This window comes from Actinophytocola sp. (assembly GCF_035634895.1).
In the GTDB taxonomy this organism is placed as follows: domain Bacteria; phylum Actinomycetota; class Actinomycetes; order Mycobacteriales; family Pseudonocardiaceae; genus Actinophytocola.
This window is the reverse complement of the sequence record NZ_DASQCC010000216.1, coordinates 29,531-55,960: the sequence shown is the minus strand read 5'-3', so window position 1 is coordinate 55,960 and position 26,430 is coordinate 29,531. Positions and strand designations below refer to the sequence as shown.

Sequence of the window (26,430 nt, the reverse complement as noted above, 5' to 3'; positions counted from 1 at the left end):
GGTACTGGCTACTTGACGGCGAGCGCGTTCGGCGGTGAGCCGACGCCTCCCCTCAGGTTCAGCGGCTTGGCGGTGAGCAGGAACTCGTAGACACCGTCGGCCGCGCAGTCCTCGGCCAGCTCGTCGAGCTTCCACAGCTCACCGATGATCATGCCGAGCAGCGCGATGAGCGGGCGGTGCATCATCCCGTTGTGGGACGGACCGCGTGGTGGCGGCGGCTCGTCCGGGTCCACCCAGCCGGAGCCCGGATCGACCGGCCACCGCTCCAGGCCGCCGTTGTCCGCCGCGACAAGGGAAACCTGGTGGTCCCACAGCCACGCCAGCGTCTCCTCGGACTGGCGCAGCCCCGGTCCGCCGGTGCGTGCCGCGCGCCGCTCCGGGGTGGCGCGCAGCCAGTACTCCGCGAAACCGGTGCGCAGCAACAGGATGTCGCCGGACCGCACCTCGACGCCGAAGTGCTCGGCCATACCGTCCAGCTCGGCCGGAGTGATCCCGCGCGGGGCGTCGGGTGCCAGCGGTTCGCCGACGCTGTCGAAGTAGCGGACTGCGTCGAGCAGGATCCCCCGACCCACGATGCCCTTCTCGGCGAGCAGCTGGATGCCCAGCGCGGGTGTGTCGACGTCGATGTCGTCGTCCGCGACCCCGCCGTAGAAACCGTGCCGTGGATGGCGGATGTGGCGGAGTCCGTCCACCTGGGACGTCGACTGGAGGTAGAACGAGTCGACCCAGTCGTCGCGGTGGTTGGGGTTGTTGGCGAAGATGTGGTGCTCGGTCGGCGGGCGGGTGCCGGCCAGGCTCGGCACGAAGGTGTTCAGCGGGTAGTCGAGGTTGAAAATCCGACCGTGCCGGACCAGTGCCGCGCCGGCACGGGCGGTCTCCGGCGTGAGGAAGTTCAGCGTGCCGAGCTGGTCGTCCGGGCCGAACAGGTGCCAGGACGATCCCGGCGGGGCGTCCGTGCGGCGACGTAGCTCATCGTAGGACGGCACGGCCGGCGTGCTGGAGCTCATCGATCCTCCCGGAGCGCGACCAGGGGCGAAGGAACGGGACGGCGACCACGTTGAGCGCGAACAACGTCAGGTAGGCGAGCGGGTAGTCGCCCGAGATCGAGTAGAGCTGGCCGAGCACCAGCGGTCCGGCCGCCGAGCCGAGGCTGGTCCACGTCTGGAACCGCGCGAACTTGCCGGTGAAGTCGTCGATGCCGAACAGCGCCACGATCACCTGGGAGCGGATCAGGATCGTGTTGCCCAGGCTCTGTCCGATGAGGAGCGCTCCGGCGAACAGCACCCACCCGGCCGGCGCGACGCCGACCAGGGCCACCCCGACGGCCTGGGCGCAGAAGCTGGTGATCGTCCACCGGTGCAGGCCGAGCCGCCGGATGCCGGCGCTGCCGAGCCACCGCGACGCGACGGCCGCCACCGTCGCGACCGCGACCGCCAGGCGCGCGCCGGCGAAGTCGCGGTCCATCCCGGTCGCCACGATGTACGCCATCGCGCCCAGCTGTGAGGCACTGACGAGACTGAACGCGACGACCAGCGGCCAGTGCGCGGACAGCCGGGCCGGCGCCGCGGCCGTGACGGCCGGCGCCGGACGGGCGGCGACCCGCCACCCGAGTGCCAGCGCGGCGCAGCTGGTCAGCAGGAACCCCACGGCGACCACGAGAAACGACGGGGACAGGGCCGCGCTCGTGGTCAGCAGCATGGCGAGCACCGGCGAGACGAGGATGCCGCCTGCCGACGACCCGGAGGTCGCCAGCGCCATGCCCGCGCTGGGCCGGCCCTCGAAGACCCGCACCAGCACCGTGGTGCCGACGACGACCAGCCCGCCGTTGAAGATCGCGCCCAGCGTCGCGAACGCGCAGATGACGACCACCCCGCCGGGATGGACGGCCATCGCGGTGATGGCCGCCGTACCACCCAGCACCGCGCACAGCATCACCACGTTCGGGCTGCGCTGACCGAACCGGCCGAACACCGGCCCCGTCAACGCACCCACCACGAAGAACCCGGTGCTCGCCAGTGACAGCACCGCCGGTGCCACCGTGCCCGAGCGCAGGAACGCGGCGATGGAGATCGGGATGCCGTAGACGGCCACCCCACTGCCCGCGGTCTGCAGAACGAAGATCGCGACGGCCGCCTTCGCGTCGGAGCGCATACCTTGCCTTCATGACGTCACGCCGTCTCGCCCACCGCGTGCAGGTCCACCCCGCGGGTCTCCGGGCCCGACCGCACGGCCGCCAGGACGAGCAGGCCGCCGAACGCGCACAGGATGCCCGCGGTGTAGGCGAAGGGCACGAGATGGGACAGCCACAGCTGGTAGTAGGAGAAGAACGCCGGGACGATGACGGCCGTGCTGTAGGCCACGCCCCAGCCCGAGGACCGGACCGCGGTGGCGAAGCGCTCGTTGATGTACGCCGGGAGCACCCCCAGCGAGCCGACGACGAACACGTTGCACAGCGAGGCCAGGATCGTCAGGTGCAACCAGCCGTGCACGGTGCCGCTGCCCAGCAGGGTGAACGTGATCGGCGCCCCGATCACGGTGGTGGTCGCCGCGATGTAGAGCGCGGGCTTGCGGCCGATCCGGTCGGACAGCCACCCGTAGAACAGGTAGGTCGCCATGCCCGGCCACGCGTTGATGAGCTGCGTGTGGGCGAGGTCGGACGCCGTGTAACCCTTGTTGGACAACAACAGCTGCGGCATCACGCTGCCGAGCATGTTCACCGCGAAGAAGACGCCGGTCATGATGAGGTAGGACTGGACGAACGCGCGGCCCGAGGCGCCGCGAAGCATGTCCCGCAGGGGAGAGTTGCTCCGTGCCGTCTCCTTGAACACGTCAGAGTCCTCCACCCGCCGCCGCAGGAACCAGGCGACCAGGTAGGCGAGGACGGCGCCGACGACGAACGGGATCCGCCAGCCCCACTGGACGTACGGGGAGTGCAGGCCCTCCTTCGGGGCGAACAGCAGGACCACCGTGGTCAGCACCGCCACCACGAACGGGCCGCCGCTCGCCGAGCACTGGATGAGCGCGCCGGTGAACCCGCGCCGCCCCCGGGGTGCGTACTCCAGGGCCATCGGCGTCGCCGCCGTGTACTCGCCGCCGAGGAAGATGCCCTCGATGAACCGCAGTCCGATCAGCAGCCCGGTGGCGACCCCGGCGCCGACCTGCTCCGCGCCGGGCAGCATCGCGATGAACAGGGAGATCGTGCCGAACCCGTAGATGGTGACCGAACCGACCTTGCGGCGGCCGATCCGGTCGGCGAAGTGGCCGAACAGCAGGGCGCCGATCGGCCGGCCGATCAGCGTCGCGGCGAAGGTCATGCCGACGAACACGGACAGCTGGGCGGGGGAGAGGTCGGCCTGGAAGTAGATCATCGCGGGCAGCAGCGACGTCGACGCCACGTAGATGGAGAACGAGTCGATGGCGAAGCCGGCCCAGGCACTGGAGATCGCCCGCCGGCGGCGGGCGCGTAAGTCGTCGTCGGGGGAGCTGTCGTGGACCTCGCTGCGGAGGTCGGCGTTGGCGGACATGGGACGTCCCTTCGGCACTGAAGGCGGGGGTCAGTCGCGTGGTGGCGGATAGGTGTCCGCGTTGAGCACCCACCCGGGCTGGGCGGAGAAGTCGTGGCGCGGACCGGCGAAGATGTCGATCAGGTGGTTCACCCCGGACCCGATGGCCTGCGAGGTGTGCACGGTGGGCGGCGGGATGATGGCCACCGAGGGACTGCCGACGCGGGCGTGGTCCTCCGGGCGCCACGCCGTGGCGTCCCGGCCCCACGGCGTCTGGATGTGGTGGACGTACGTGCCGGCCACCACCAGGCTGCACTGCTCGAAGTCGTCGTGGGTGTGCGGGGACATCCGGTGCGGGTCGCGCGGACCGTTGCCGGGCTTGAGGAAGTTCACCATGAAGGCGCGGGTCCGGAAGATGCGGCCGAACCGCTTGGGGTCGTCGGGCACGTCGGCCATCGAGTAGGCGCGCCAGCGGTACCCGTCGACCGGCTCCGGCCACGGTTCGAGCGGCGCGACCCGCGGGTGCGGCTCGGCGTAGTCCTCGGCGTTGGCCGCCCGCTTCGCCCACTCCACCTCGTCGGACTGGATCAGCTGGACGATCGGGCCGTCGCCCGTGCTGGCGAACTCGCTCTCGCCGGGCGGGATGACGACCAGGGCCGGCCCGGTGTGCTCTCCTTCGCCCCGTAGCCCGCTGTGCCCGTCGATCAGCAGCACCACCTGCTCGGACGCCAGCTCCGCCGACCAGATCATGTCTCCGGGCCGGGGCTCGGTGTAGATGAGCACGAAGTTCTGGCCCCGGATGATCCACTGCCGGCTGCCGGCCGCGGTGACCACGTCGGGCGCGGTGATGGAGAAGTCGAGGAACCGCGGCGCGGCTATCGCGCTGTCGACGGGCTTCGAGTCCTTAGTGGACAGTGCGGAGCGCAGGTCGTCCTTCGCGTAGGTCACCGGGGTTCCTCCTTCTCGAACGTCAGGCGCACGTGTCCCTCCTGGCTCAGGCCACCGCGGAGCCGGACCGGGTCGCCGACGCGCACGTCGGCACTGTCCACATGGGACAGAACGCGCGGGCCCTCGGCGAGCTCGACGTAGGCGATGACGAACGGGTCGTGTCCGGCGTACTCACCCTGGCCGCGGTGGTTGACCGTGTAGGAGTAGACGGTTCCGGTGCCGGAGAGTTCCTCCCACACAAGGTTTCCGGACATGCAGTGCGGGCAGCGGGCGCGCGGGTACCAGACGAGCGTGCCGCAGTCGGCGCAGCGCGGCAGCTCCAGCCTGTTGTCGGCGAGCCCGTCCTGGAGCCTCGCGAGTACCAGGTCGGTCATGCGTCCTCCGCCCCGAGCAGCAGGGTGGCCGCGGCGGTGCGGAAGCCGAGGTTGCCGCCGTGGCCCTGGACCAGCCCGATCCGGCAGCCGGGCACCTGTACCTCCGGCGCCGCCTCGTCGCGCAGCTGGCGGACTGCCTCGATGGTGCGGATCATGCCGCCGCGGGAGTCCGGGTGGTTGTTGCACAGCCCGCCGCCGTCGGTGTTGAACGGCAGCTCGCCGTCCGCACGCAGGGTGCCGCCGGTGACGAACGCGCCGCCCTTGCCCTTCTCGCAGAAACCCAGGTCCTCCAACGACATCAGCACGGTGATGGTGAAGGAGTCGTAGATGGACACGTAGTCGACGTCCTTGGGGGTGAGGCCCGCCTCGGCGAACGCGCGCGGGCCGGAGACGGCGGCGCCGGTGTGGGTGAGGTCGAGCCGGCCGATCTCGCTGTGCTTGATGGTCTCCCCGTGTCCCAGCACCTTGACCGTGCGGCGGGGAAGCGTGCGGGCGACGTCCTCGGCGACGATGACCAGCGCGCCGCCGCCGTCGGTGGTGATGCAGCAGTCCAGGCGGTGCAGCGGGTCGGAGATCATCGGCGAGTTGACGACGTCCTCGACGGTGACGGGGTCACGCAGCTTGGCGTTCGGGTTGTACTGCGCGTGGTGCGCGGCCGCGACCTTGATCTCCGCGAGCTGTTCGGCGGTGGTGCCGTACTCGTGCATGTGCCGTCGCGCGGCCAGGGCGTACCCGGCCGGTGTCGTGATCCCGTAGCCTGCCTCGTAGGGATGCTCCGGGCCGCGGGCGCCGCCGGTGGTTCCCTGGCCGGACAACGGAAGCCCGGCCATCGCCACCAGCGCGACCCGGCACTTGCCGGCCGCCACCGCGGCCGCGGCGTGTCCGACGTGCATCGGGTAGGACGCGCCGCCGCCCTCGGTGACGTCCACGTACGACAGACCGCCGAGTCCCAGGTGGTCGGACATGGCGACCGAGCCAAGACCCGGTACCTCGGAACAGAAGAAGCCGTCGACGTCCGCCGGTCCGAGTCCGGCGTCCGCGAGTGCGCCGTAGGCGACCTCCGCGATCACCTGCGGCACGGTCCGGTCGGGGATCCTGCGCAGCGGATGCTCGTACGCACCCGCTATTCGCACGGTCATACTGGTACTCCTACGGTGTAGCCGGCTTCGGTCAGTGCCGCGACGTCCGCCGGGGTGATGCCCGGGGCGCATTCGCGCAGGATCAGGTCGCCGTCGGCGAAGTCGAACACGGCGAGGTCGGTGTAGATGCGGTCGACCACGCCCGGTCCGGTGAGCGGGAACGTGCACTGCTTGCGCAGCTTGGGGTTCCCGTGCTTGTCGAGGTGGTTCATCATGACCCAGACGCGGCGGGCGCCCACCACGAGATCCATGGCGCCGCCCACCCCGGGGTCGCCGCCGGGGACCAGCCAGTTCGCCAGGTCGCCGTTCTCGCCGACCTGCAGCGCGCCGAGCACGCACAGGTCCAGCCGGCCGCCACGGGCGATCGCGAAGGACAGCGACGAGTCGAAGGAGGCGGCGCCGTCGAGCAGCGTGACGGGGTTCTTGCCGGCGTCGGTGACGTCCGGGTCCGGGTCGCCGGTCGGCGCCGGCCCGACGCCGGCGAGGCCGTGCTCGCAGTGGTAGACGATCTCCTTGCCGGGCGTCGGTTGTGCCGGCAGCAGCAAGGGCGCGCCGATGCCGACGTTGACACACCAGCCGTCCTCGAGGTCGTCGGCCACGCGCCGGGCGAGCGCGGCCCTGCTGAGGCCTCTCTGCGTCGTGGTCACCGGGCCGGCTCCAGTGCGGTCGCCACCACGTGGTCGACGAAGGGGCCGGGCAGGTGGATGTCGTCCGGTTCGAGGGGACCGATGTGGTCGGCCTGCACGATGGTGGTCCGGGCGGCCATGGCGGCCAGCGGGTTGAAGTTGCGGGCGCCGAGCCGGAAGCGGAGGTTGCCGTAGCGGTCGGCCCGATGCGCCTTCACGAGGGCGAAGTCCGGGCGGAGGGGTTCCTCGAAGACGTAGGTGCGTCCGTTGATCACGCGGCTTTCCTTCGTTGACAGGGTTTCCTCGGGATCGCCGTGCCGCGTCACGAACCCGCCGTCGGCGAGCATGGTCCCGGCGGCGGTCGGCGTGAAGAAGCCGCCGAGGCCCGAGCCGCCCGCGCGGAGCCGTTCGGCCAGCGTGCCCTGCGGCACCAGCTCGATCTCGACCTCGCCGTTGAAGTACCGCTCGAAGAACGTCGGGTTGATCGGGAAGGAGCAGGAGAACCGGCGGACCCGGTTCTCCTTGAGCAGCCTGCCGATCCCGCGCTCGCCCGGCAGGCCGCGTCCGCCGTTGTTGGCGATGATGTGCAGCTCGCGTACGTCCTGCTCGCACAGCGCGTCGATCAGGTCGACCGGCACCCCGACCTGACCGAACCCGCCGATGGCGATCGACGCTCCACTGTGGACCTCGGCCAGCGGTTCCGCGGTGTGCGAACGAATCTTGTCGATCATCGGCCGACGGCCTCACGTGCCTGGGCGAGCGTGCGGCGTGCGGCGCCGGAGATCATCCCGGTGTCGTTGCCCACCAGGATGAACCGGCAGCCCTGCTCGGCACGCAGGCGGATCTGCTCCGCCCCGGCGACGACCGTCCCGACCGGGACGCCGGCCCGGACCGCCGCCTTGATCGCCGTGGTCACCGCGTCGTGCACCTGCGGCGAGCAGCCGGGCACGCCGAGGCTGAGCGAGAGGTCGCCGGGGCCGACGAACACCGCGTCCACGCCCTGGGCGGCGAGGATCGCCTCGATGTCCTCGACCGCCTCGCGCTCCTCGATCATCGCGACGCGCGCGACCTCCTCCTGGCCGCCGCGGACGTACTCCGCCGTGCCGCCGTCGAGGCCGCCCCACACCCCGGCCCGCGCCGCGAAGCCCATGCCCCGGGTGCCGGCGGGCGGGAAGAGGAACTGCCGCATGGTGGCCTCGGCCTGGGCGGCGTTGGAGATGTGGGGGACGAGGATGCCGGCGGCGCCCGCGTCGAGGTAGCGCTGGCCGTCGCCGTACCCGTGGTCGGTGACCCGGACCAGGGATGCGACGCCCATCCGGGAGTAGAGAACGACCAGCGAGTACACGTCACGCACCGACAGGAGCGCGTGCTCGGTGTCGATCACGACGAAGTCGAACCCCGCCGCCCCGATGATCTCCGCGATCTCCAACGAGGGGATCTTCACGAACGTCCCGACCACTGGCGGTCCGGCCGACCTCAACAGCTGCTGGAACATGATCACGACTCCGTGTCGAGTTCGTTATGCGAACAAGCTGTTCGCGATCTGGAGCATCGCACGGATCGTTGTCCCAGGCAAGGGGCTGCCCTGGAGTGAACTGGTCACGAAAAAAGGGCGTTCCGGGCCCGCACCCCGGAACGCCCCGCTCTCCCCTCGGCGACTCAGCTACTACCGCTGACGCGGTGCCCCACGCGGTACGTCGTCAGGCCGGCAACCGCCAGGCAGGTGGCGTCCGCCCCGCAGATCGCCCACGCGGTCACGCTCGACCCGCCGCTCGCCGAGCCCGGCGCCGTCGCCGCCACGCGCATCCGGTACGCGGAGCCGTCCGCCGGCACGACCGCCCGGAGCGTGCCAGCTGGTGCGGTGAGCACCTCGACCACCAGCGCCTCCCACAGCAGCCTGGTCGCCTTCATGCCGTACCTCCTTCGACGGTGTGCGGCGACGATCATGCTGTGCGCCCGGGCCGTACGGCGAAACTCCGGACACCGGTTTCCGACCGTGAGCGGTTTTCGCAGCGTGCCAGCGGTAGGTTGGGCGCCCTGTCCGGGATGTCCGAACGACAGGAAGGTTCCGGGGGCATGACCGATGCCGGACGCACCGCGGTGACCCGTTTCGTCGGCGAGCTGAAGCGGTTGCGTGCACGGGCAGGGGAACCGTCGCTGAACCGGCTGGTCGTGCTGACCGCCGAGCTGCCGCATCCGTTGCCCCGCAGCACGATCAGCGACAAGCTCAACGCGAGATCCTTGCCGGAGTGGGAGTTCGTCGCGTCGTTCGTGACCGCCTGCGCAACGCACGCCGAGCCGCCGCTGCCGGCGGACATGGTCGACCTCAACCGGTGGACCGAGCGTCATCTCGCGATGCTGCGCGCGGTGGACGGCGCGCAGGCCGCCGGCCGGCTGGCCGCGTCCGCGCGGGCCGAGCTCGACCGGCGCGTGCGGCCACGACAGCTACCGGCGGCGCCCAAGCACTTCGCCGGCCGCGAGGCCGAGCTGGCGGCCCTGGACCAGCTCGCCGAGCGCGGTGCCGTCTCGGTGGTCGGCGGGACCGCCGGCGTCGGCAAGACGACACTCGCCGTGCACTGGGCGTGCCGGGCGGCGGACCGGTTCCCCGACGGGCAGCTGTATGTCAACCTGCGTGGCTACGGTCCCGACGCGCCCCTGACGCCCGCCGAGGCGGTGCGTGGGTTCCTGGAGGCGTTCGCCGTGCCACCGAAGGAGATCCCGGCCACCGCCGACGGGCTGACCGGCCTGTACCGCAGCCTGCTGGCGGGTAAGCGGATGCTGGTGCTGCTGGACAACGCACGCGACGCCGAGCAGGTCCGGCCGCTGCTCCCCGGCTCGCCCGGCTGCCTGGCACTGGTCACCAGCCGCGACCGGCTCGCCGGCCTGGTCGCGGCCGACGGTGCCCGTCCGGTGCCGCTGGCCCTGCTCACGCCGAGCGAGGCACGCACGATGCTCGCGGACCGTGTCGGCCCGGACCGTGTGCTCGCGGAACCCCGTGCGGTGGACCGGATCGTCGCCGTCTGCGCGGGGCTGCCCCTGGCCCTCGCGGTCGTGGCCGCGCGGGCGGCACTCCAGCCCGGCTTCTCCCTGGCGGACCTGGCCGGGGAGCTGGACCTACCGTGGACGGTGTTCTCCTGGTCCTACCGCGGTCTCGACGCCGCGGCCGCGCGGCTGTTCCGGTTGCTGGGCGGCCATCCGGGACCGGACATCGGCGTCGCTGCGGCGGCCGGTCTCGCCGGGGTGCCCGTGGGTGAGGCGCGCAGGCTGTTGCGTGTCCTCGCGGACGCCAGCCTGCTGACCGAGCACCGCCCCGGCCGGTTCACCTGCCACGACCTGCTCCGGGCGTACGCGGGGGAGTTGGCGGCGGACAGCCCCGGGGACGTGCGGGCGGCCACGCACCGGGTGCTCGACCACTACCTGCGGACGGCCGACCGGGCCGCCCACCTGCTGGACCCGTACCGGGCGGAGCTCGAGCTGCCCGCGCCGGCCGGCGCGGAACCCGTGGAGATCGTGGAGATCGCGGAGGTCGAGGGCGCGCTGGCCTGGTTCGCGGCCGAGCACCGGGTGTTGCTGGCCGCCGTCACCGGGGATCTCGGCTTCGACACGCACGTGCAGGGGCTGGCGCGGGCGTTGTCGGCGTACCTGTACCGCGCCGGGTACTGGGAGGAGTGGGTGACCGCGGCGGAGGCGGCGTTGCGGGCGGCCCGGCGTGGTGGGGACCGGGGCGAGCAGGCATACGCGCACCGGGGCCTGGCGCGGGTGTACCTGAGGGTCGGGCGCGAGGAGGCCGCGCTGGCGCAGCTGCGGCAGGCGCTGGACCGGTACGCGGCGCTCGGCGACCAGGTCGGGCAGGGACACACCCATCTCAACCTGGCCGAGGTGTACGACCAGTTCGACCAGAACTCGGCGGCGTTGCGGCATTCACTGCTGGCGCTGGACGGGTACCGGGCCGCGGACCACCCGGCCGGACAGGCGAAGGCGCTGAACAGCGTCGGTTGGTGCCTGAGCCAGCAGGGTGAGTACGCGGCGGCGGTCGGGTACTGCCGCGAGGCGCTGGACCTACAGCTGGTGCTGGGCGACCGGGAGGGCGCGGCGGACACGTTGGACACCCTGGGCCACGCCTACCACCAGCTGGGCGACCACGAACAGGCGAGGACGTGTTACGGGCACGCGGCCGAGGCGTACCGGGAGACGGGCAACCTTCCGGAGGAGGGCATGACCCTCGATCACCTCGGCGACGTGGCCGCGGCGGCCGGCGCCCTGCCCGAGGCCCGCGACGCGTGGCGCCGCGCGGCCGAGCTGCTTGCCCAGGTCGGCCCCGCCGAGCAGGTGGCCGCCATCCACGCGAAGCTCGACCACGCGGACCACGCCGACCACGCGGACCACGCGGACCACGCGGATCATGCCGACCACGCCGACCACGCCGATCGCACGGACCCTGCCGACCACGCCGACCACGCCGATCGCACGGACCATGCCGACCACGCCGATCGTGCGGATCATGCCGACCACGCGGATCACGACCTGCCAGGCGGCACCGACCATCTGCACGAAAACGCGACTCGCTGTGTCTGAACGCGGGACTCGCCGTGTCTGCGGGACTCGCTGTGTCTGAACGCGGGACTCGATGTGTTTGAACGCGGGACTCGCGGTGTTTGGGTGCGGGACTCGCGAGGGGTTAGGGCGTGGGGTTGTAGTAGAGCCAGTCGGGGCCTGACTTGACGAAGGTGAGGGTCAGGTACGCGTCGCCCTTCATCTCGGGGGTGCGGTACGGGACGTCCTTCGTGCCTGGTGCGTCGCCGTTGACCGCCTTGGCGAATCTGGCCTGCTTCAGGTGTTCGGCCAGTTCGAAGACGCCGTCGCGGATCGTGTTCTGGGCGATGCTGAGATCGGACTGGCTCAGTCCCGCCGCGTGCACTTCGGCGCAGGCCGGCCGTCCGATGCATGCCAACCCCAACAGCGTGTCACCCGATCCGGTCTTCGCTGCCGCAACGAGTGACTTCGCGGCCGCCTCCGGGGTGCTCAGGTCGTAGCCGGCGTGTTCGGCTCGGGGCTTCCCGGCGGTGTTCTCGTCGGCGGCGCCGGTGGCCGTGATCACCAGGGTGACCACCACGGCCGCGATCACCACCACGGCGCCGGCGATCATCCACGGCCACGGGGAACGCCGTCCCGGCTCGGGCTCGGCGTGCGGTTCTGTCGTCATGACCAGCTTTCTCGAGACTGCGGTGTCCACCACGGAACGGCGCACACGCGTGATCGGTTCTCGACGGCCGCCGCTATCATGGGTTACTGGTCGTTCCGGTTGGCGTTGCCTCGGACATAGATGCCCGAGGAGGCTGATCATGACCACAAGCCAGGACTTCGCCGAGCTGAACCTGCGGCCCGAGCTCATCCAGGCGCTCTCCCGCCTCGGCTACGAAGAGCCGACCCCCATCCAGCGCCTCGCGATCCCGCCCGTGCTCACCGGCAGTGACCTCGTCGGTCAGGCCGCGACGGGCACGGGCAAGACGGCCGCCTTCGCGCTCCCGATCCTCCAGCGGATCACCTGGCCCCGCACGGAGGTCGAGCCCTTCGCGCTGGTGCTCGTGCCCACCCGGGAGCTGGCCGTCCAGGTCTCCGAGGCCATGCACCGCTACGGCCACGACCTCGGCGCGCGGGTCGTCCCCGTGTACGGCGGCCAGCCGATCGGGCAGCAGCTGCGGTCGCTCGGCCGCGGCGTCGACGTCGTGGTCGCGACCCCGGGCCGCGCCATCGACCACATCGCCCGCGGCACGCTCCGGCTGAGCTCGCTGGAGATGGTCGTGCTCGACGAGGCCGACGAGATGCTCGACATGGGCTTCGCCGAGGACATCGAGGCGATCCTCAACGACACCCCGGAGGGCCGGCAGACCCTGCTGTTCTCCGCGACCATGCCGGCGCGGATCAACGGCATGGTCCGCCGCCACCTCCGTGAGCCCGCCCGGATCGAGCTGGGCCGCTCGGAGTCCACGGACGACGACGTCGCGCTGGTGCGGCAGAACGCCTACGTGGTGCCACGCGGGCACAAGCCGGCCGCGCTCGGCCGGGTGCTGGACGTCGAGGCGCCGGTGGCGGCGGTCGTCTTCTGCCGCACCCGCGAGGCCGTCGACCAGCTCACCGAGACGTTGAACGGGCGTGGCTACCGCGCCGAGGGCCTGCACGGGGGCCTCGACCAGCAGCACCGCGACCGCGTGGTCGGCCGGCTGCGGGCGGGCACGCTCGACCTCGTCGTCGCGACCGACCTCGCGGCCCGCGGGCTGGACATCGAGCACCTGACACACGTCGTCAACTACGACGTGCCGAGCGCGCCGGAGACGTACGTGCACCGCGTCGGCCGGGTCGGCCGCGCGGGGCGGGAGGGCGTCGCGATCACGCTGGCCGAGCCGCGTGAGCACCGGATGATCAAGACGATCGAGCGGGTGACCGGCCGGCGGATCCCCGTCGAGTCGCTGCCGACCGTCGCCGACCTGCGGTCCCGCCGGCTGGAGCTGACCAGGGCCGCGCTGCGGGAGAGCCTGCTGGCCGGTGACCTGGAGCGCTTCCGGGCCGTGGTCGAGCCTCTCGCGGAGGAGTTCGACGTGATGGAGGTGGCGCTCGCCGCGGTCAAGCTGGCCCACGAGGCGAACGGTGCCGCCGACGACGACGTCGAGGACATCCCCGAGGCCGTCCCGGAGGCGGAGCAACGCCCCGGCCGCGGAAAGCGCGGTGGCGCCAAGCCCGTTCGCGAGGGCATGACCCGGCTGTTCGTCGGCACCGGCCGCGCGGCGGGCATCCGGCCACAGGACCTGGTGGGCGCGATCGCGGGCGAGTCCCGGCTGACCGGCCGCGACATCGGCGCGATCGAGATCGCCGACCGGTTCTCGCTGGTGGAGGTCCCGGAGTCGGCCGCGGACGAGGTGATCGCCGCACTGCGGGGGAGCAGCATCAAGGGTCGCCGGGCGACGGTTCGCCGGGAGCGTTTCCAGTCCTCGCCCCGGCCGAGGCCACGCCGCGGCTGACCGAGCCCTCCCACGTGCCACGGGAGAACCCCGCGCCAGTGGGGAGGTGGACGAATCGCGAAGCTGAAGGCGCGACGTTCATCGAACAGGGCACGCCGAGCAGCAGAGGTTCCTCCTCGGCCCGCCGGACGACGCATCCCTACTCGCTCGGCGTCGGCCCACCAAAGTCCGGAACCGGCGGGCGAGGTGCCCCGGGGCCTGATCGGGCGGCACCGCCCGTCACGGGGCGGACAGCGCGGTCTCGACCCAGCAGCCGGTGGCGAGCAGGTCGGCCTCGCGCCACGTGCGTCCCACCAGCTGTAGGCCGAGGGGGAGCCCCGCCGGCCCGCGGGCGCCGGGCACGGTCACGGCCGGCAGGCCCAGTGTCTGCCACGGCCGGCTCATGACCGGATCACCGGTGGACGACAGCCCGGCGGGCGCCGGGCCCGGCGCGGCCGGTCCCAGCACGGCGTCGTAGGGCTCCATCAGCTCGACCACCTCCCGGCCCGCCTCGGCGATGGTCTGCCGGGCGGCGTGGTACGCCCCGTCGGGGATCGCCGCGCCCGCCCGCAGCATCCGCGCGAGCTGTGCGCTCAGCGCGGACCCGGCGGCCAGCTCGTGGGACCGCTCGCGGGCGGCCTCGTACTCCATCACGACCGGATGCGCGATCGTCAGCTCGGTGACCAGCTTGTCGGCGGGGAAGTCGTCGACCACGGCGCCGGCCGCGATCAGCCGGTCGCGTGCGGACGCCAGCGCGCCGGCCATCTCCGGACCCGCGGCGCCGGTCCACACGAGCAGTCGGGGCGGGCGCGGCTCGGCCAGGCCGGCGTCCGGCTCGTCCATCAGTGCCGACCACGCCAGCGCGAGGTCGTCGACCGTCGCGGCGTACACGCCGTGGCTGTCCAGGCTCGGGCTGACGCCGCTGACCCCGTCCATCGAGAACCGGGCGTGGGTCATGACCAGCGACGCGACGCCGCAGAACGACGCCGGCCGCGTCACCGAACCGGCGGTCTGCGTGCCGAGCGCCAGGGGCACGTGCCCGGCGGCGACCGCGGCCGCCGAGCCGCTGGAGGAGCCGCCGGGGGTGTGGCCGGGCGCGGCGGGGTTGTGGGTGGGGCCGGGGGCGAAGCAGGCGAACTCGGCGGTCACGGTCTTGCCGATCGGCGTCGCGCCGGCCCGTCGCCACGCGGTCAGGATCGGCGCGTCTACCGTGGCGGGCTCGGCGTCCGCCCGCAGTGCCGAGCCGCACCTGGTCCGCAGGCCGACCATGTCGATGATGTCCTTCACCCCGAGCGGCACGCCGCCGAGCGGGCCCGTGACGGGCTCGGGATCCCGCAGGTAGGGCTGGACCCACGCGCGTAGTTCCCGTTCCGTGTCGGCGATCCGGGCCCACGCCCGGTCGAGCGCCTCGGCCGGAGTCGTCGTGCCGGCGGCGAGCGCGCCGGTGAGCTCGCGCAGCGACCATGGCCGCCAGCTCGTCCTACCTTTGTCCACGTTCCTTGCCACCGCTCGTGCTCAGCCCCCGTGCCGTCAGCCGTGGGTGTCGTTTCTAGCACGTAAAATCGTAGTGTCACGAGACATGGTGATGTTCGACGCGATCTTGATCGAGTTGTTGCGCGGGTGCGGTCCTCATGGGACTGGCACCGTTTCTTTCCGTTGGTGGAAGATCGGTGTTGACGTGCGCCGATGGAGCTGGTTCGCCTGGGGCGTCCGGGTTCGGGAATGGCGGGAACGGTATCGATAATCGTTGGGCGTCGCGCAATTGCCGAATCGCGCGCGGTTCGCAACGCATTTCCGCCACACGCGCCGCGCCTGCGGGCCAGCACGAAAAGAGCGGTGCTCGCCGAAGCAGCCCTGGATGAGGGACAATCGTCACAGTGCGCGGCCCGTCCGGCCGGCGAGTACGACCGAGGGAGTCAATGACCGACGAGGAGCTGGTCGTCGAGTTCGCGCTCACGCGCCTCGACCATCCCGGCCTCGACCTCGAGGAGATCGCCGCCCTCGTCGTCCGCCGCATGGGCACCGACCACATGCTGGACTTCGCGTCCCGCAACCTCGCGACCCGCGGTGAGCTCCGCGGCGCCGCCTTTCCCTCCGCCGTCGAGCACGTCCTCCGGGTGATGCTGACGGCGCGTGGCCCCGTCGACTGAACGGCGAGGCCACGCCGCCCGCGCGCCGAGTCCTACCGGCTCGTGATCATCCGCAGTGACACGTAGTCGGCGAGGGCCCGCTGGCCGGCGATGTTCGAGTGGATGCCGTCGCCGATGTCGTAGGCGGGCAGGATGGCGTTGGGGCGGATGGGGTCCTTGAGCACCTGGTCGAAGTCCATGGTCCCGTCGCAGGCGCCCCCGCAGTCGTTGTCCCGCCTGACGAAGGTGCCGACGGCGTACCGGTCGAGGTTGTTCTGGTCGCTGTAGCCGGGCCGCGGGGTGATCGGCGTGACGTACACCTTGATGCCCGCGTGGCGCAGCCGGGCGAAGACCGCCCGGTAGCTGGCCAGGATCTGGTCGGCGCCGCACGCGTCGGCGAGGTCGTTGGTGCCGTAGTAGTAGAGCACCGCGGTCACACCGTGCAGCGCGAGCACGTCGCGGTCGAGCCGGGCGAGCGCGTCGAGGCCGGCGAACTGGCCGGGAATCGACGGACAGGCGGCGGAGCTGGTGGTGCCGCCGATACCCGCGTTGGCGATGGCGATCTGCCGGCCGGCGGGGAGTTCGGTGACGACGCGCCGGGCGAGCTCGTCGGTCCAGCGGCGGTTGGTGCCCAACTCGGTGCAGCCGGGGCCGCAGTTGGTGCTGCCGGTGCCGTCGACCACGGAGCTGCCGAACGCGACGACCGTGCCCCTGAGCCGGGAGCTCTCGACGTCGACCGCGCTGACCAGGTACGTGGCGCCGGTGGTCGCGGTGTAGGCGGTGCCGGCGGCGTCGGTGGTGTGGTCACCGGAGCCGGCGGGGCTGAGGTAGTTGTTCCGGAAGGCGCTGCCGTGCTCGCCGGGCGCGGCCCGGCCGGCGAGGAACATGGACACGGCCACGTCGTCCTGCGGCTCGGTGCTCAGGCGCACCGGGTCGCTCCACACGTCGCCTTTCGCCGGCACGACGACGTTCCCGCGACCGTGGAACGTGACGGCGTGGGCCGGGCCGGTGAGTGCCGGGCCGCCGTCGCTGGGGGCGACCGTGGCGGCGTCGACGGTCAGCGGGCTGGTGCCGAAGGTGTTCTGGATGCGGATCCGCAGCGCGTGACCGCCCTGGCTGAGGTGCGTGATCATCCGGACGGACTGGTTGTCCAGCACCCGGCCGGAAAGCTGCTGCTGGGACTGCGACCAGGAGGTGAACCACGAACCGTGCCGGCCGGCCGCGACGTCCGCGGACGAGGCCGTGGCCCCACCCGCGAACGCCGCGGCCGCGGCGACCAGTGTCGCGATGATGCGCTTGTCGATCGGCATGGCGGCCCCTGTCTCGTCGTCGAGGATCAGCGACCTGGAGTGTCCGTGCGCATGCCGCCAGTAGTCAACCGCGGACGGTGCGCACCCACTCGTCGACGGTGAGGACGTCCGCCTGGCGCGGGAAGACCTTCTCGGTGAGCACCCGGTGCACCTCGGGGTCGGCGTCGAAGCAGCCGTCGGACAGGACGGTCAGGGCGAAGTCCAGGTCGGCGGCCTGGCGCAGGGTCGACAGGACGACGCCGCTGGTGGCGATACCGGTCAGGACCAGGCTGTCGACCTCGCCCGCGCGGAGCACCATTTCGAGGTCGCTGCCGGCGAACGCGCTGACCCTCTTCTTGGTGACCACCACGTCCTCGGGCCGCGGCGCGACGTCCGGGTGGACGTCCATGTCGGCGCCGGCGCCCGCCGCCCGCTCCCGGATCGCGCCGAAGGTCTTGTTGCGGGGGTTGACCTCCGGGTAGCCGGCGCGGAAGCCGATGACCGCGTAGATCACCGGGATGCCGGCCGCGGTGGCGGCGTCGATGGCCGCGCGCAGGCGGGGCAGGTAGCCGGCGTCGCCGGGAATCCTGTCCACAATGGACTTCTGGACGTCCATCACCAGGAGCGCTCGCTTGCTCATGCTTCGGGTTCCTTCGTCGGTGGGGTGGTGCGGTGGTGGCGGCCGCGCAGCGCCGAGGCGAGCGCGCCCACGAGTGCCATGGCCGTGGCCAGGCCGAAGACGACGACCAGCCCGTCGTGGAACGGGCCGGCGACCAGGTCGGGGAAGAACCGGTTGCCGGTCAGCACGGCGACGTTGTGCGCGGGCAGGCCGTCCAGGACGTGACCGAGGAGCTTCCCGATCGGGTTCTCGCCGAGGAAGGTCGCGAACAGCGTGCTCACCGGCGGCAGGCTCGCGACGTGGCTCGCCGCCGCGGCGTCCACGCCCTGCGCCCGCAGTCCGCCGTCGAGCGCGCCGGGCAGCGAGCCGGCCAGACCGGTGATCATCAGCGAGAAGAACACGCCGATGGACAGCGCGGTGCCCGAGTTCTGGAACGTGGACCGCATGCCTGAGGCGACCCCGCGTTGTTCCGGCGGGACGCTGCCCATGATCGCCGAGGTGTTCGGCGCGGAGAACATGCCCTGGCCGAGGCCGCTGAGCAGCAGCAGGGCCGCGAAGACCGGGTACGGGAAGTCCACCGGCAGCACGAGCAGTCCGACGAAGGCGGCGGCGACGAGCAGCAACCCGGTGGTGGAGAACAACCGCGCGCCGAAGCGGTCGGACAGCCAGCCCGAGGTGGGGCCGCCGACGAGGAAGCCGACGGTCAGCGGCAGCATGAAGATGCCGGCCCAGAGCGGGGTGTCCTCGTAGGCGTAGCCGTGCAGTGGCAGCCAGATGCCCTGCAGCCAGATGATCAGCATGAACTGCATGCCGCCGCGGGCGATCGCGATGAGCAGCGCGGCGAGGTTGCCGGCGGCGAACGCGCGGATCCGGAACAGGCCGAGGTGGAACATCGGCTCGGCGATCCTGGTCTGCGAGACGCAGAACGCGACCAGCAGCAGGACGCCGGCGCCCATCCCGCCGAGCACGACGGGGTTGGTCCAGCCGGTCGAGTGGCCGCCGTAGGGCTGGATGCCGTAGGTGATGGCGGCGAGCAGCGCGCCGGCCCCGGCGGTGAAGGTGAGGTTGCCGATCCAGTCGATGCGGCCGGGTCTGCGGGCGCCGATCTCACGCAGGCTGCGGTAGGACCAGATGGTGCCGACGACGCCGATCGGGACGCTGACCCAGAAGACGGCACGCCAGTCGATGGTGGCGAGGAGGCCGCCCGCGAGCAGCCCGAGGAACTGGCCGGCGAGGGCGGTGATCTGGTTGACGCCCAGGGCCATGCCGCGCTGGTGGGTGGGGAAGGCGTCGGTGAGGATGGCCGCCGAGTTGGCGGTGAGCATGGACCCGCCGACGGCCTGGACGACGCGGAAGCCGATGAGCCAGAGCGCGCCGGACCCGCCGGTCAACGGATCGACGGAGAGCAGCAGCGAGGAGACGGCGAAGATCGCGAAGCCCATGTTGTACATGCGGACGCGGCCGAACATGTCCCCGAGCCGGCCGAGGGCGACGACGAGCACGGCCGAGACGAGGATGTAGCCGAGGATCATCCAGAGCAGGTAGCCGATGTTGCCCGGGGCGAGCGGGTCGAGCCCGATGCCACGGAAGATCGCCGGCAGCGAGATGATCACGATGGAGCCGTCGACGGCGGCGATCAGCACACCCATCGTGGTGTTGGAGAGCGCGATCCACTTGTAGCGGGTGTCCGGTTCGGCGCGGTCCCGGGTGACGGTCACAGGCGCTCCGCGAGACGGTCGAGCAGGGGCAGGACGGCGTGCAGGGTGGCGCGCTCGTCCGGGGTGAAATCGCGTTCGAGCGCGTCGGCGAGCTTGCGCACGGACGTGGACCGCCGGTCGGCGACGACCTGCCGGCCCGCCGCGGTCACGGCCATGACGGACCGCCGGCCGTCACCGGGGTCGGGCGTGCGGCTGACGAGGCCGCGTTCCTCGAGTGCGGCGAGGGTGGTCGCCATGGCCTGGGGACGCACGCCGTCGAGCGCGGCGAGCGAGGTGGGCGAGTCCGGACCGTCGCGGTCCAGGCGGGCGAGCACGGAGCCCTCGGAGAGGGTCACGTCCCCGACCGCGCTCTTGCGCAGCCGCAGCTTGCGCACGATCCGGCTCATGGTCAGGCGGAGCGCGGCGGCCACCTCGGCCGGGTCGTCCGTCGGTGTCGCATCCACGGGTACTTACAATACATTAATAAATTGACTGTAACTACCTCGCTCGGCCGCGACCCGGGGTGGCTCGTCGGCGGACGACGGCGAATGTCGGTGGCAGGCGTTAGGGTCTGCCCACATCACGACCGGGAGGGCCCAGCCATGGCGCCGAGAGACAGGCAGACCCACACGCTCAGCACCGAGGGCGCGGACATCGTGTACGACGTGTACGGCCCGCTGCCCGCCGAGGACGGCAGGCCACCGCTGTTCATGATCGGGCAGCCGATGGACGCGAGTGGGTTCGCCAGGCTGGCGTCGCACCTGCCCGAGCGGACGGTGGTCACGTACGACCCGCGGGGGCTCGGGCGCAGCGTGCGCAAGGACGGGCGGGTCGACAACACCCCGCGGGTTCAGGCGGAGGACGTGCACGCGGTGATCGAGGCGCTGGGCGTGGGACCGGTGGAGATGTTCGGGAGCAGCGGCGGTGCGGTGACGGCACTGGCACTGGTGGCGGCACACCCCGGCGACGTGACGACGCTGGTGGCGCACGAGCCGCCGATCATCCCCTTGCTGCCCGACGCCGAGGCGGCCGAGCGGGCTCGCGGGGCGGTCACGGAGACGTACAACGCCAGGGGGATGGGCGCGGCGATGGCGGCGTTCGTCGGGATGACGCAGTGGCAGGGGGAGTACAGCGACGCGTACTTCGCGCTGCCGCCGGCCGACCCGGCGGCCTTCGGCATGCCCACCGAGGACGACGGCAAGCGCGACGACCCCCTGCTGTCGGACCGGTCCTGGGCCGTGACGGACTTCCGGCCGGACGCGGAGGCGCTGAACGCGGCCCCGACCCGCGTGGTGATCGCGGTGGGGGAGGAGACCGGCAACGCCTTCACGGCCCGGTCGGCGGTGGCGACCGCGGCGGTCCTCGGTCAGCGGGCGACGGTCTTCCCGAGCCACCACGGCGGTTTCCTCGGCGACGAGTTCGGCTACGCGGGCAAGCCCGAGGAGTTCGCGGACAAGCTCCGGGAGGTCCTCGCCGGCGGGTGAGCGGCGCAGGTCCGGCCGTCAGGTCCGTCTTCCGCCACGGCTCGGCAACGACCGGGCGTGGTACAGCGCCCCGTGCCGGAACGACAGCAGGAACCAGGCGAAGGCGACGACGGATGGGGTGAGCTGAGGCCGTCAACCGGACCGGCGTCACCGGAGACCGTCGAACCACATTCCCCGAACGGGTGAAGTCCCGTCCATTGTGGGCATCGTGGGACAGACTGCTGGTAGGGGGAGGTTTCGAAGGTCACGACACCTCCGACGTATCAACGGCAGACCGTCAGGGCGAGGTCCATCACATGAATGACAGCAGGAGACTGTTCCAGGAGATGGCCGACTTCGCGTCCGTAGGCATCGCCGTCATCGATCCGGCCGGTTCGGCGAAGTATGCCAACCGCCGACTGGCGGAGATCACCCACAGGTCCCAGGAGGGCCTCCTGGGCATGGACCTGAAATCGGTTCTGATCCCGGAGGTTCGCGTGTCCACCCGCAACCCGGACAAGAACAAGCGCGAGGGCCGTTATTTCCGCTGCCACACCGATGTCGAGGCCGGGTCACGGCGCACCGTCGAGGTGGTGCTGCGCTGGCTCGCCGGCGACGACAATCGCCCGACAGGCGCCGTGGCGATCATCGACTACAGCACGGACGACAGCACGGACGAGGACCGCGAGCGTGCCGGAGGCCGTCGCCACGCCGCCGGGGCACGCCAGCACGTCACGGAACGCCTTGCCAGGCTGGTTCATATGGCGGCCGGGATCGCCCACGAGTTCGATGACACGTTGGCCAACATGCTGGCCAACCACGGCGGCGTCGGGCAAGGCCGTGCCGTGCCCCGCGGGATGACCGGCCGGGTGTCCCGCCCGCCACCCGTCGACCACGAGGACCACGACGACCACGAGGACCTCCCGGCGTCGACCCGCTTCGACGTGAACGACCTCATCCGGGCCACGGTGCCAGCGTTCGTCGAGCAGGAACCCGCGCTCACCCTGTCACTACGGCTCGCCGAACCGCCGACCACCGTCCACATGGACCCGTCCCAGCTCGCGGAAGCACTGCGACTCCTGACGGTCAACGCCGTCGAGGCGGTGCCGAGCGATGGCGCGATCACCATCGTGGCGTCCCGCGCAAGGAATCACCCCACCGCGCCGCCGGACGGGGAGTTCGTCCACATCGCGGTCGTGGACAACGGACGCGGCATGGCGGCCGATTCCCTCGAACACGCCATCGAACCGTTCTTCACCACCAAGGTCGGGACACCGTGGGGCGGCCTCGGTCTGGCCACGACCTACGGCATCGTCAACCATGCCGGCGGCCGGATGAGCATCGCCTCCACACCCGGTGCGGGAACGACCGTCCACGTGTACGTGCCAAGCGCCGGGCACGTCCGACACAACCCGCCGCCCGGCGACACCGGCCAGTCGCGAGGAACACTGCTCATCGTCGATGACGACCAGGAACTGCGGACCATCGCCACCCGGTTCCTCACCACCGCCGGGTTCGAGGTACTGACCGCGACGTGTGGCGTCGACGCGCTGGCGCTTCTCCGGAACCGAACGTTCGACTGCCTGGTTACCGACATCGCCATGCCGGACATGGGAGGCATCGACCTCGCGGAAAGTGCGAACGCGCTCGACTCGGAGATGCCCGTCGTCTACGTCTCGGGGTTCGTCGACATGCCATGGGGAGCCGGCGGACTGCTCCCGGACGACGCCCACTCACTCACCAAGCCCTACACCGCGGAAACACTGACCGCCACCGTCCGCCGAGCGGTTCGGTCCCGGACGTCGAGAGCCACCTGAACCTCCGCCCGTAGGCTCAGGACGGCATGCGGGTGCCGACCCGTCTACCGTGGACGAATGTCCGACCGTCAGATCTCCAGCAGCCGCACGGTCGCCGCGCCGCCCGACCGGATCTTCGACCTGCTCGCCGACCCGGCCCGCCATCCCGAGCTGGACGGGTCCGGCAGCGTGCGGGCGTCGCTGGGTCAAGGGCCGGGCAGGCTGTCGCTGGGCGCCCGCTTCGGTATGCGGATGCGCCTCGGGTTGCCGTACACGATCCTGAACACGGTCGTCGAGTTCGAGGAGGGCCGGCTGATCGCCTGGCGCCACTTCTCGGGGCACCGCTGGCGCTGGCGGCTGGTCGACCTCGGCGACGGCCGCACCGAGGTCACCGAGACGTTCGACTGGTCGACCGCCTCGTCGCCGCGTGCCATCGAGCTGCTGGGGTTCCCCGCCCGCAACCGGCGCGGCATCGAGGCCACCCTCGACCGGCTCGTCACGCGGTTCGGCTGAGGAGCACGCCGACGCCTCTCCCTTGACTTCGACCCGCCGGCACACGTACACCTCGTCTGCAGAACTAGAACAGGTTACAGTTATGGCCGGGTCGGCGGATCGAGGAGCGGGGTATGGCCAAGAGGGTGCCGCGGAGCGACGAGGCCGACTACGTGGTGGTCGGGTCGGGTAGTTCGGGGGCCGCGATCGCGGGCCGGCTGGCCGAGGCGGGCGCGACCGTGATCGTGCTCGAGGCCGGCAAGTCGGACGAGCAGCTGCTCGTCACGAAGCCCGGGATGATCGGCCCGATGCACTCGGTGCCACAGCTGAAGAAGCTCGTCGACTGGGGCTACTACTCGGTGCCGCAGAAGCACCTCCTCAACCGGGAGATGCCGGTGCCGCGCGGCAAGGTGGTCGGTGGCTCCAGCTCCGTGAACGGCATGGTCTACGTGCGCGGCAACCGCGCCAACTTCGACTCGTGGGCCGCCGCGGGCAACGTGGGCTGGGACGCGGACAGCGTGAACGCCGCGTACAAGCGCCTGGAGGACTTCGAGGACGGCGAGAACGCGTTCCGGGGCGCGGGCGGACCGGTCCGGATCACCCGCAACAAGATCCCGCAGGAGGGGTCGCAGCAGTTCATCCAGGCGACCGCCGACACGATCGGCTGCGCGGTCCTCGACGACTACAACGCCGAGTCGCAGGAGGGCGTCAGCTGGATGCAGCAGAACGCCGCGGACGGTCTGCGCTACAGCGCCTCGCGTGCCTACCTCCACCACCTCGCGTCCCCGGCACTGGAGCTGCAGTCCGAGGTGCTGGTGACCCGGCTGGTCATCGAGCACGGCCGCGCCACCGGTGTCGAGGTCACCGACTCCGACGGCACCCGGCGGACCGTCCGCGCCGGCAGGGAGGTCATCCTCTCGGCGGGGTTCGTCGGATCCGCGCAGCTGCTCATGCTGTCCGGCGTGGGCCACGCCGCGCACCTGCGGGAGCACGGCATCGACGTGGTCGCGGACCTGCCGGTCGGCGACAACCTGCACGACCACATGTTCCACGCGCTGACGTTCCAGGCGTCGTCCAGCAGGAACAAGGGCACGGCGCCGTACTTCGCCAGGGGCCTGGTCAGGGAGCTGATCAGGCCGGGCACCACCTTCATGGCGAACTCGGTCTTCGAGGTGCTCGCGTTCCTCAGGACCTCCCAGGCCCGGGACGTGCCCGACCTCCAGCTACACCTCCTGCCGTGGGCGTACGCGTCACCTAACCAGGACCTGCCGGTCCGGGCCAGGGTCGACAAGCGCACCTCGCTCACCGTGCTCGCGACGCTGATCTACCCGAAGAGCCGCGGCACGCTGCGGCTCGCGTCGGCCGACCCCCGGGCGGCGCCGCTCATCGACTTCCAGTACCTGGCCGACCCCGCCGACCTCGAGGTGCTCGCCGAGGGCTCGGAAATGGTGCGGGAGATCTTCGCGTCACCGGCGTTCCAGGGGTCGATCAAGGCCGAGACCCATCCCGGCGAGGGACTGCGGGGCCAGGAGCTGCGCGACGCCATCCTCAACCGCGCCACGTCGGTCTACCACGGGGTCGGCACCTGCCGGATGGGCGTCGACGAGCTCGCGGTCGTCGGGCCCGACCTCAGGGTCCGCGGCGTCGAGGGACTGCGGGTCTGCGACGCGTCGATCATGCCGTCGATCACCGGCGGCAACACGAACGCGCCCGCCATCATGATCGGCGAGATGGGCGCGCAACTCGTCCTGTCGGACAAGGAGAGGTCGGCATGACCCTCACGCCTGTCGCGCTCACCCGCCCGGCTTCGGTGACCGACCCGTTCCTGGCCCAGCTCGTCTCCCGGGTGCCGGGGTCGGCCGGTGCGACCTGGCCGCTCACCGAGGTCTACACGGGAGAGGTCCTCGTCGAGCTGCCGCAGTCGACGCCGGCCGACATCGAGGCGGCGTTCGCCACCGCCCGCGCGGCGCAGCGGCGGTGGGCCGCCACCCCGGTCCGGCAGCGGCTGGCGGTGTTCAAGCGGGCACACACGCTGTTCGTCGACAACGCGCCGGCCGTCACCGACCTCATCCAGGCCGAGAGCGGCAAGAACCGGCGGATGGCGATCGAGGAGACCTGCGACCCGCCGATGGTGATGAGCCACTACCTCCGGCGGGCCGCCAAGCTGCTCGCGCCGGTCAAACGCGGCGGGCCGGTGCCGATGCTGACCACGTCGACCGAGATCCGCCGGCCCAAGGGCGTGGTCGGCATCATCGCGCCGTGGAACTTCCCGTTCGCCACCGGCATCTCCGACGCCATCCCGGCGCTGATGGCCGGCAACGCCGTCGTGCTGAAGCCCGACAACAAGACGGCGCTCTCGCCGCTGCTCGGCGTGCGGATGCTGGAGGAGGCCGGCCTGCCGGAGGGCCTGTTCCAGGTGGTGTGCGGCGAGGGTCCGGACGTCGGCCCCACGCTCATCGACAACGCCGACTACGTGATGTTCACCGGCTCCACCGCCACCGGCCGGGTGATCGGCGAGCGGGCCGGGCGGAACCTCATCGGCTGCTGCCTCGAGCTCGGCGGCAAGAACCCGATGATCGTGCTCGAGGACGCCGACATGGCGGAGACCGTGCAGGGCGCGATCTTCGGCGCGTTCGGCAACACCGGGCAGATCTGCATGCACATCGAGCGGATCTACCTGCCGGAGTCGAGGTACGACGAGTTCAGGGACGCGTTCGTGGCCGCGACGAAGTCACTCGACGTCCGCGCCAGCTACGACTTCGGCCCGGAGATGGGCTCGCTCGTGTCCGTCGACCACATGGGTCGCGTCCGGTCCCACGTGGAGGACGCCGTCGCCAAGGGCGCCACCGTCCTCTGCGGCGGAAAGCCCCGTCCCGACCTCGGTCCGGCGTTCTTCGAGCCGACGATCCTCGAGGGCGTCACGAAGGACATGCTCTGCGGCGTCACCGAGACGTTCGGGCCGGTCGTCGCGCTGCACTCCTACCGCACCGTCGATGAGGCCGTCGCGCTGGCCAACGACACCGACTACGGCCTCAACGCCTCGGTCTGGGGCGGCGACCTCGACGCGGCGCGCGCCGTGGCCGCGCGGGTCGAGTCCGGCAACGTCAACGTCAACGACATTCTCGCCACCGCGTACGCCGCGAAGGGCACGCCGTCCGGCGGCGTCAAGAACTCCGGCGTCGGCGCCCGGCACGGCGACCAGGGGCTGCTGAAGTACACCGACGTGCAGAACTTGGCGGTGCTCAAGAAGCAGGTGATGGGCCCCCGGCCCGGCCAGGACTACGCGAAGCATGTCGAACGCATGCTCTCGGGACTGAGGATGATGCGGAAGATGCGCATCCGGTAGCGGCCGGGCGGGTC

The 26,430-nt window shown here is 71.5% G+C and carries 24 protein-coding genes; 8 read left to right on the top strand and 16 right to left on the bottom strand.

What is annotated here, in order from left to right; translation table 11 throughout:
* Nucleotides 1-8: 8 nt before the first annotated feature.
* The 10 genes from VET29_RS33275 to VET29_RS33230 form a co-directional block, all read right to left on the bottom strand.
* Nucleotides 9-1,007: a cyclase family protein gene (locus tag VET29_RS33275; protein WP_324928169.1), complete on the bottom strand. Its 999-nt coding sequence runs from the start codon at nucleotides 1,005-1,007 to the stop codon at nucleotides 9-11.
* Nucleotides 970-2,151, bottom strand: coding sequence for an MFS transporter (locus VET29_RS33270; RefSeq protein WP_324928167.1), 1,182 nt, complete (start codon nucleotides 2,149-2,151; stop codon nucleotides 970-972). The genes VET29_RS33275 and VET29_RS33270 overlap by 38 nt, the downstream gene beginning before the upstream one ends.
* Before the next feature lie 17 nt (nucleotides 2,152-2,168).
* Complete coding sequence (locus tag VET29_RS33265) at nucleotides 2,169-3,524, bottom strand: MFS transporter (protein WP_324928165.1); 1,356 nt, start codon at nucleotides 3,522-3,524, stop codon at nucleotides 2,169-2,171.
* 30 nt (nucleotides 3,525-3,554) lie between these two features.
* Nucleotides 3,555-4,451 carry a hypothetical protein gene (locus VET29_RS33260; protein ID WP_324928163.1) on the bottom strand — a complete coding sequence of 299 codons (897 nt, stop codon included), beginning with the start codon at nucleotides 4,449-4,451 and terminating at the stop codon, nucleotides 3,555-3,557.
* Nucleotides 4,448-4,825 (bottom strand): Zn-ribbon domain-containing OB-fold protein, encoded by a 378-nt coding sequence (locus VET29_RS33255; RefSeq protein WP_324928161.1) that lies wholly within the window; start codon nucleotides 4,823-4,825, stop codon nucleotides 4,448-4,450. The genes VET29_RS33260 and VET29_RS33255 overlap by 4 nt, the downstream gene beginning before the upstream one ends.
* On the bottom strand, nucleotides 4,822-5,964 hold the full coding sequence (locus VET29_RS33250) for a thiolase domain-containing protein (protein WP_324928159.1): 1,143 nt from the start codon (nucleotides 5,962-5,964) through the stop codon (nucleotides 4,822-4,824). The genes VET29_RS33255 and VET29_RS33250 overlap by 4 nt, the downstream gene beginning before the upstream one ends.
* A complete protein-coding gene (locus VET29_RS33245) occupies nucleotides 5,961-6,611 on the bottom strand; it encodes a 3-oxoacid CoA-transferase subunit B (RefSeq protein ID WP_324928157.1) in 651 nt (216 codons plus the stop codon). The genes VET29_RS33250 and VET29_RS33245 overlap by 4 nt, the downstream gene beginning before the upstream one ends.
* Complete coding sequence (locus tag VET29_RS33240) at nucleotides 6,608-7,321, bottom strand: 3-oxoacid CoA-transferase subunit A (protein ID WP_324928154.1); 714 nt, start codon at nucleotides 7,319-7,321, stop codon at nucleotides 6,608-6,610. Before VET29_RS33240 ends, VET29_RS33245 begins: the two co-directional genes overlap by 4 nt.
* The gene (locus VET29_RS33235; RefSeq protein ID WP_324928152.1) at nucleotides 7,318-8,085 is read right to left on the bottom strand and encodes an HpcH/HpaI aldolase family protein; all 768 of its coding nucleotides are present in this window, start codon (nucleotides 8,083-8,085) and stop codon (nucleotides 7,318-7,320) included. Before VET29_RS33235 ends, VET29_RS33240 begins: the two co-directional genes overlap by 4 nt.
* A gap of 164 nt (nucleotides 8,086-8,249) precedes the next feature.
* Nucleotides 8,250-8,501 carry a hypothetical protein gene (locus VET29_RS33230; protein ID WP_324928150.1) on the bottom strand — a complete coding sequence of 84 codons (252 nt, stop codon included), beginning with the start codon at nucleotides 8,499-8,501 and terminating at the stop codon, nucleotides 8,250-8,252.
* Between the two features lie 165 nt (nucleotides 8,502-8,666).
* On the opposite strand from VET29_RS33230, the gene VET29_RS33225 reads away from it, so the two are divergent.
* On the top strand, nucleotides 8,667-11,165 hold the full coding sequence (locus tag VET29_RS33225) for an ATP-binding protein (protein WP_324928148.1): 2,499 nt from the start codon (nucleotides 8,667-8,669) through the stop codon (nucleotides 11,163-11,165).
* A 103-nt stretch (nucleotides 11,166-11,268) separates the two neighbouring features.
* Here VET29_RS33225 and VET29_RS33220 read toward each other — a convergent pair whose 3' ends face one another.
* The gene (locus VET29_RS33220) at nucleotides 11,269-11,793 is read right to left on the bottom strand and encodes a hypothetical protein (RefSeq protein ID WP_324928146.1); all 525 of its coding nucleotides are present in this window, start codon (nucleotides 11,791-11,793) and stop codon (nucleotides 11,269-11,271) included.
* A gap of 139 nt (nucleotides 11,794-11,932) precedes the next feature.
* On the opposite strand from VET29_RS33220, the gene VET29_RS33215 reads away from it, so the two are divergent.
* Nucleotides 11,933-13,606: a DEAD/DEAH box helicase gene (locus VET29_RS33215; RefSeq protein ID WP_324928144.1), complete on the top strand. Its 1,674-nt coding sequence runs from the start codon at nucleotides 11,933-11,935 to the stop codon at nucleotides 13,604-13,606.
* A gap of 219 nt (nucleotides 13,607-13,825) precedes the next feature.
* On the opposite strand, the gene VET29_RS33210 is transcribed toward VET29_RS33215, so the two are convergent.
* The gene (locus tag VET29_RS33210; RefSeq protein WP_324928142.1) at nucleotides 13,826-15,091 is read right to left on the bottom strand and encodes an amidase; all 1,266 of its coding nucleotides are present in this window, start codon (nucleotides 15,089-15,091) and stop codon (nucleotides 13,826-13,828) included.
* A 413-nt stretch (nucleotides 15,092-15,504) separates the two neighbouring features.
* Here VET29_RS33210 and VET29_RS33205 point away from each other — a divergent pair, with 413 nt between their 5' ends.
* Nucleotides 15,505-15,735, top strand: coding sequence for a hypothetical protein (locus VET29_RS33205; protein ID WP_324928140.1), 231 nt, complete (start codon nucleotides 15,505-15,507; stop codon nucleotides 15,733-15,735).
* Between the two features lie 32 nt (nucleotides 15,736-15,767).
* On the opposite strand, the gene VET29_RS33200 is transcribed toward VET29_RS33205, so the two are convergent.
* From VET29_RS33200 to VET29_RS33185, 4 genes are all read right to left on the bottom strand, one after another.
* Nucleotides 15,768-17,024: a GDSL-type esterase/lipase family protein gene (locus VET29_RS33200; RefSeq protein WP_324928138.1), complete on the bottom strand. Its 1,257-nt coding sequence runs from the start codon at nucleotides 17,022-17,024 to the stop codon at nucleotides 15,768-15,770.
* Nucleotides 17,025-17,088: 64 nt separating this feature from the next.
* Nucleotides 17,089-17,643 carry a cysteine hydrolase gene (locus VET29_RS33195; RefSeq protein ID WP_324928136.1) on the bottom strand — a complete coding sequence of 185 codons (555 nt, stop codon included), beginning with the start codon at nucleotides 17,641-17,643 and terminating at the stop codon, nucleotides 17,089-17,091.
* On the bottom strand, nucleotides 17,640-19,271 hold the full coding sequence (locus VET29_RS33190) for an MFS transporter (RefSeq protein ID WP_324928225.1): 1,632 nt from the start codon (nucleotides 19,269-19,271) through the stop codon (nucleotides 17,640-17,642). The genes VET29_RS33195 and VET29_RS33190 overlap by 4 nt, the downstream gene beginning before the upstream one ends.
* 65 nt (nucleotides 19,272-19,336) lie before the next feature.
* A complete protein-coding gene (locus VET29_RS33185) occupies nucleotides 19,337-19,783 on the bottom strand; it encodes a MarR family winged helix-turn-helix transcriptional regulator (RefSeq protein ID WP_324928134.1) in 447 nt (148 codons plus the stop codon).
* A gap of 138 nt (nucleotides 19,784-19,921) precedes the next feature.
* Here VET29_RS33185 and VET29_RS33180 point away from each other — a divergent pair, with 138 nt between their 5' ends.
* The 5 genes from VET29_RS33180 to VET29_RS33160 all read left to right on the top strand — a co-directional run bounded on the left by VET29_RS33180 (nucleotide 19,922) and on the right by VET29_RS33160 (nucleotide 26,416).
* The gene (locus VET29_RS33180) at nucleotides 19,922-20,803 is read left to right on the top strand and encodes an alpha/beta hydrolase (protein WP_324928132.1); all 882 of its coding nucleotides are present in this window, start codon (nucleotides 19,922-19,924) and stop codon (nucleotides 20,801-20,803) included.
* Between the two features lie 296 nt (nucleotides 20,804-21,099).
* Nucleotides 21,100-22,599, top strand: a complete 1,500-nt coding sequence (locus VET29_RS33175) for a response regulator (protein WP_324928130.1) — start codon at nucleotides 21,100-21,102, stop codon at nucleotides 22,597-22,599.
* 57 nt (nucleotides 22,600-22,656) lie between these two features.
* Nucleotides 22,657-23,091, top strand: a complete 435-nt coding sequence (locus tag VET29_RS33170; RefSeq protein ID WP_324928128.1) for an SRPBCC family protein — start codon at nucleotides 22,657-22,659, stop codon at nucleotides 23,089-23,091.
* Between the two features lie 113 nt (nucleotides 23,092-23,204).
* Complete coding sequence (locus VET29_RS33165) at nucleotides 23,205-24,845, top strand: GMC family oxidoreductase (protein WP_324928126.1); 1,641 nt, start codon at nucleotides 23,205-23,207, stop codon at nucleotides 24,843-24,845.
* Nucleotides 24,842-26,416 (top strand): succinic semialdehyde dehydrogenase, encoded by a 1,575-nt coding sequence (locus VET29_RS33160; protein WP_324928124.1) that lies wholly within the window; start codon nucleotides 24,842-24,844, stop codon nucleotides 26,414-26,416. The genes VET29_RS33165 and VET29_RS33160 overlap by 4 nt, the downstream gene beginning before the upstream one ends.
* Nucleotides 26,417-26,430 lie beyond the last annotated feature (14 nt).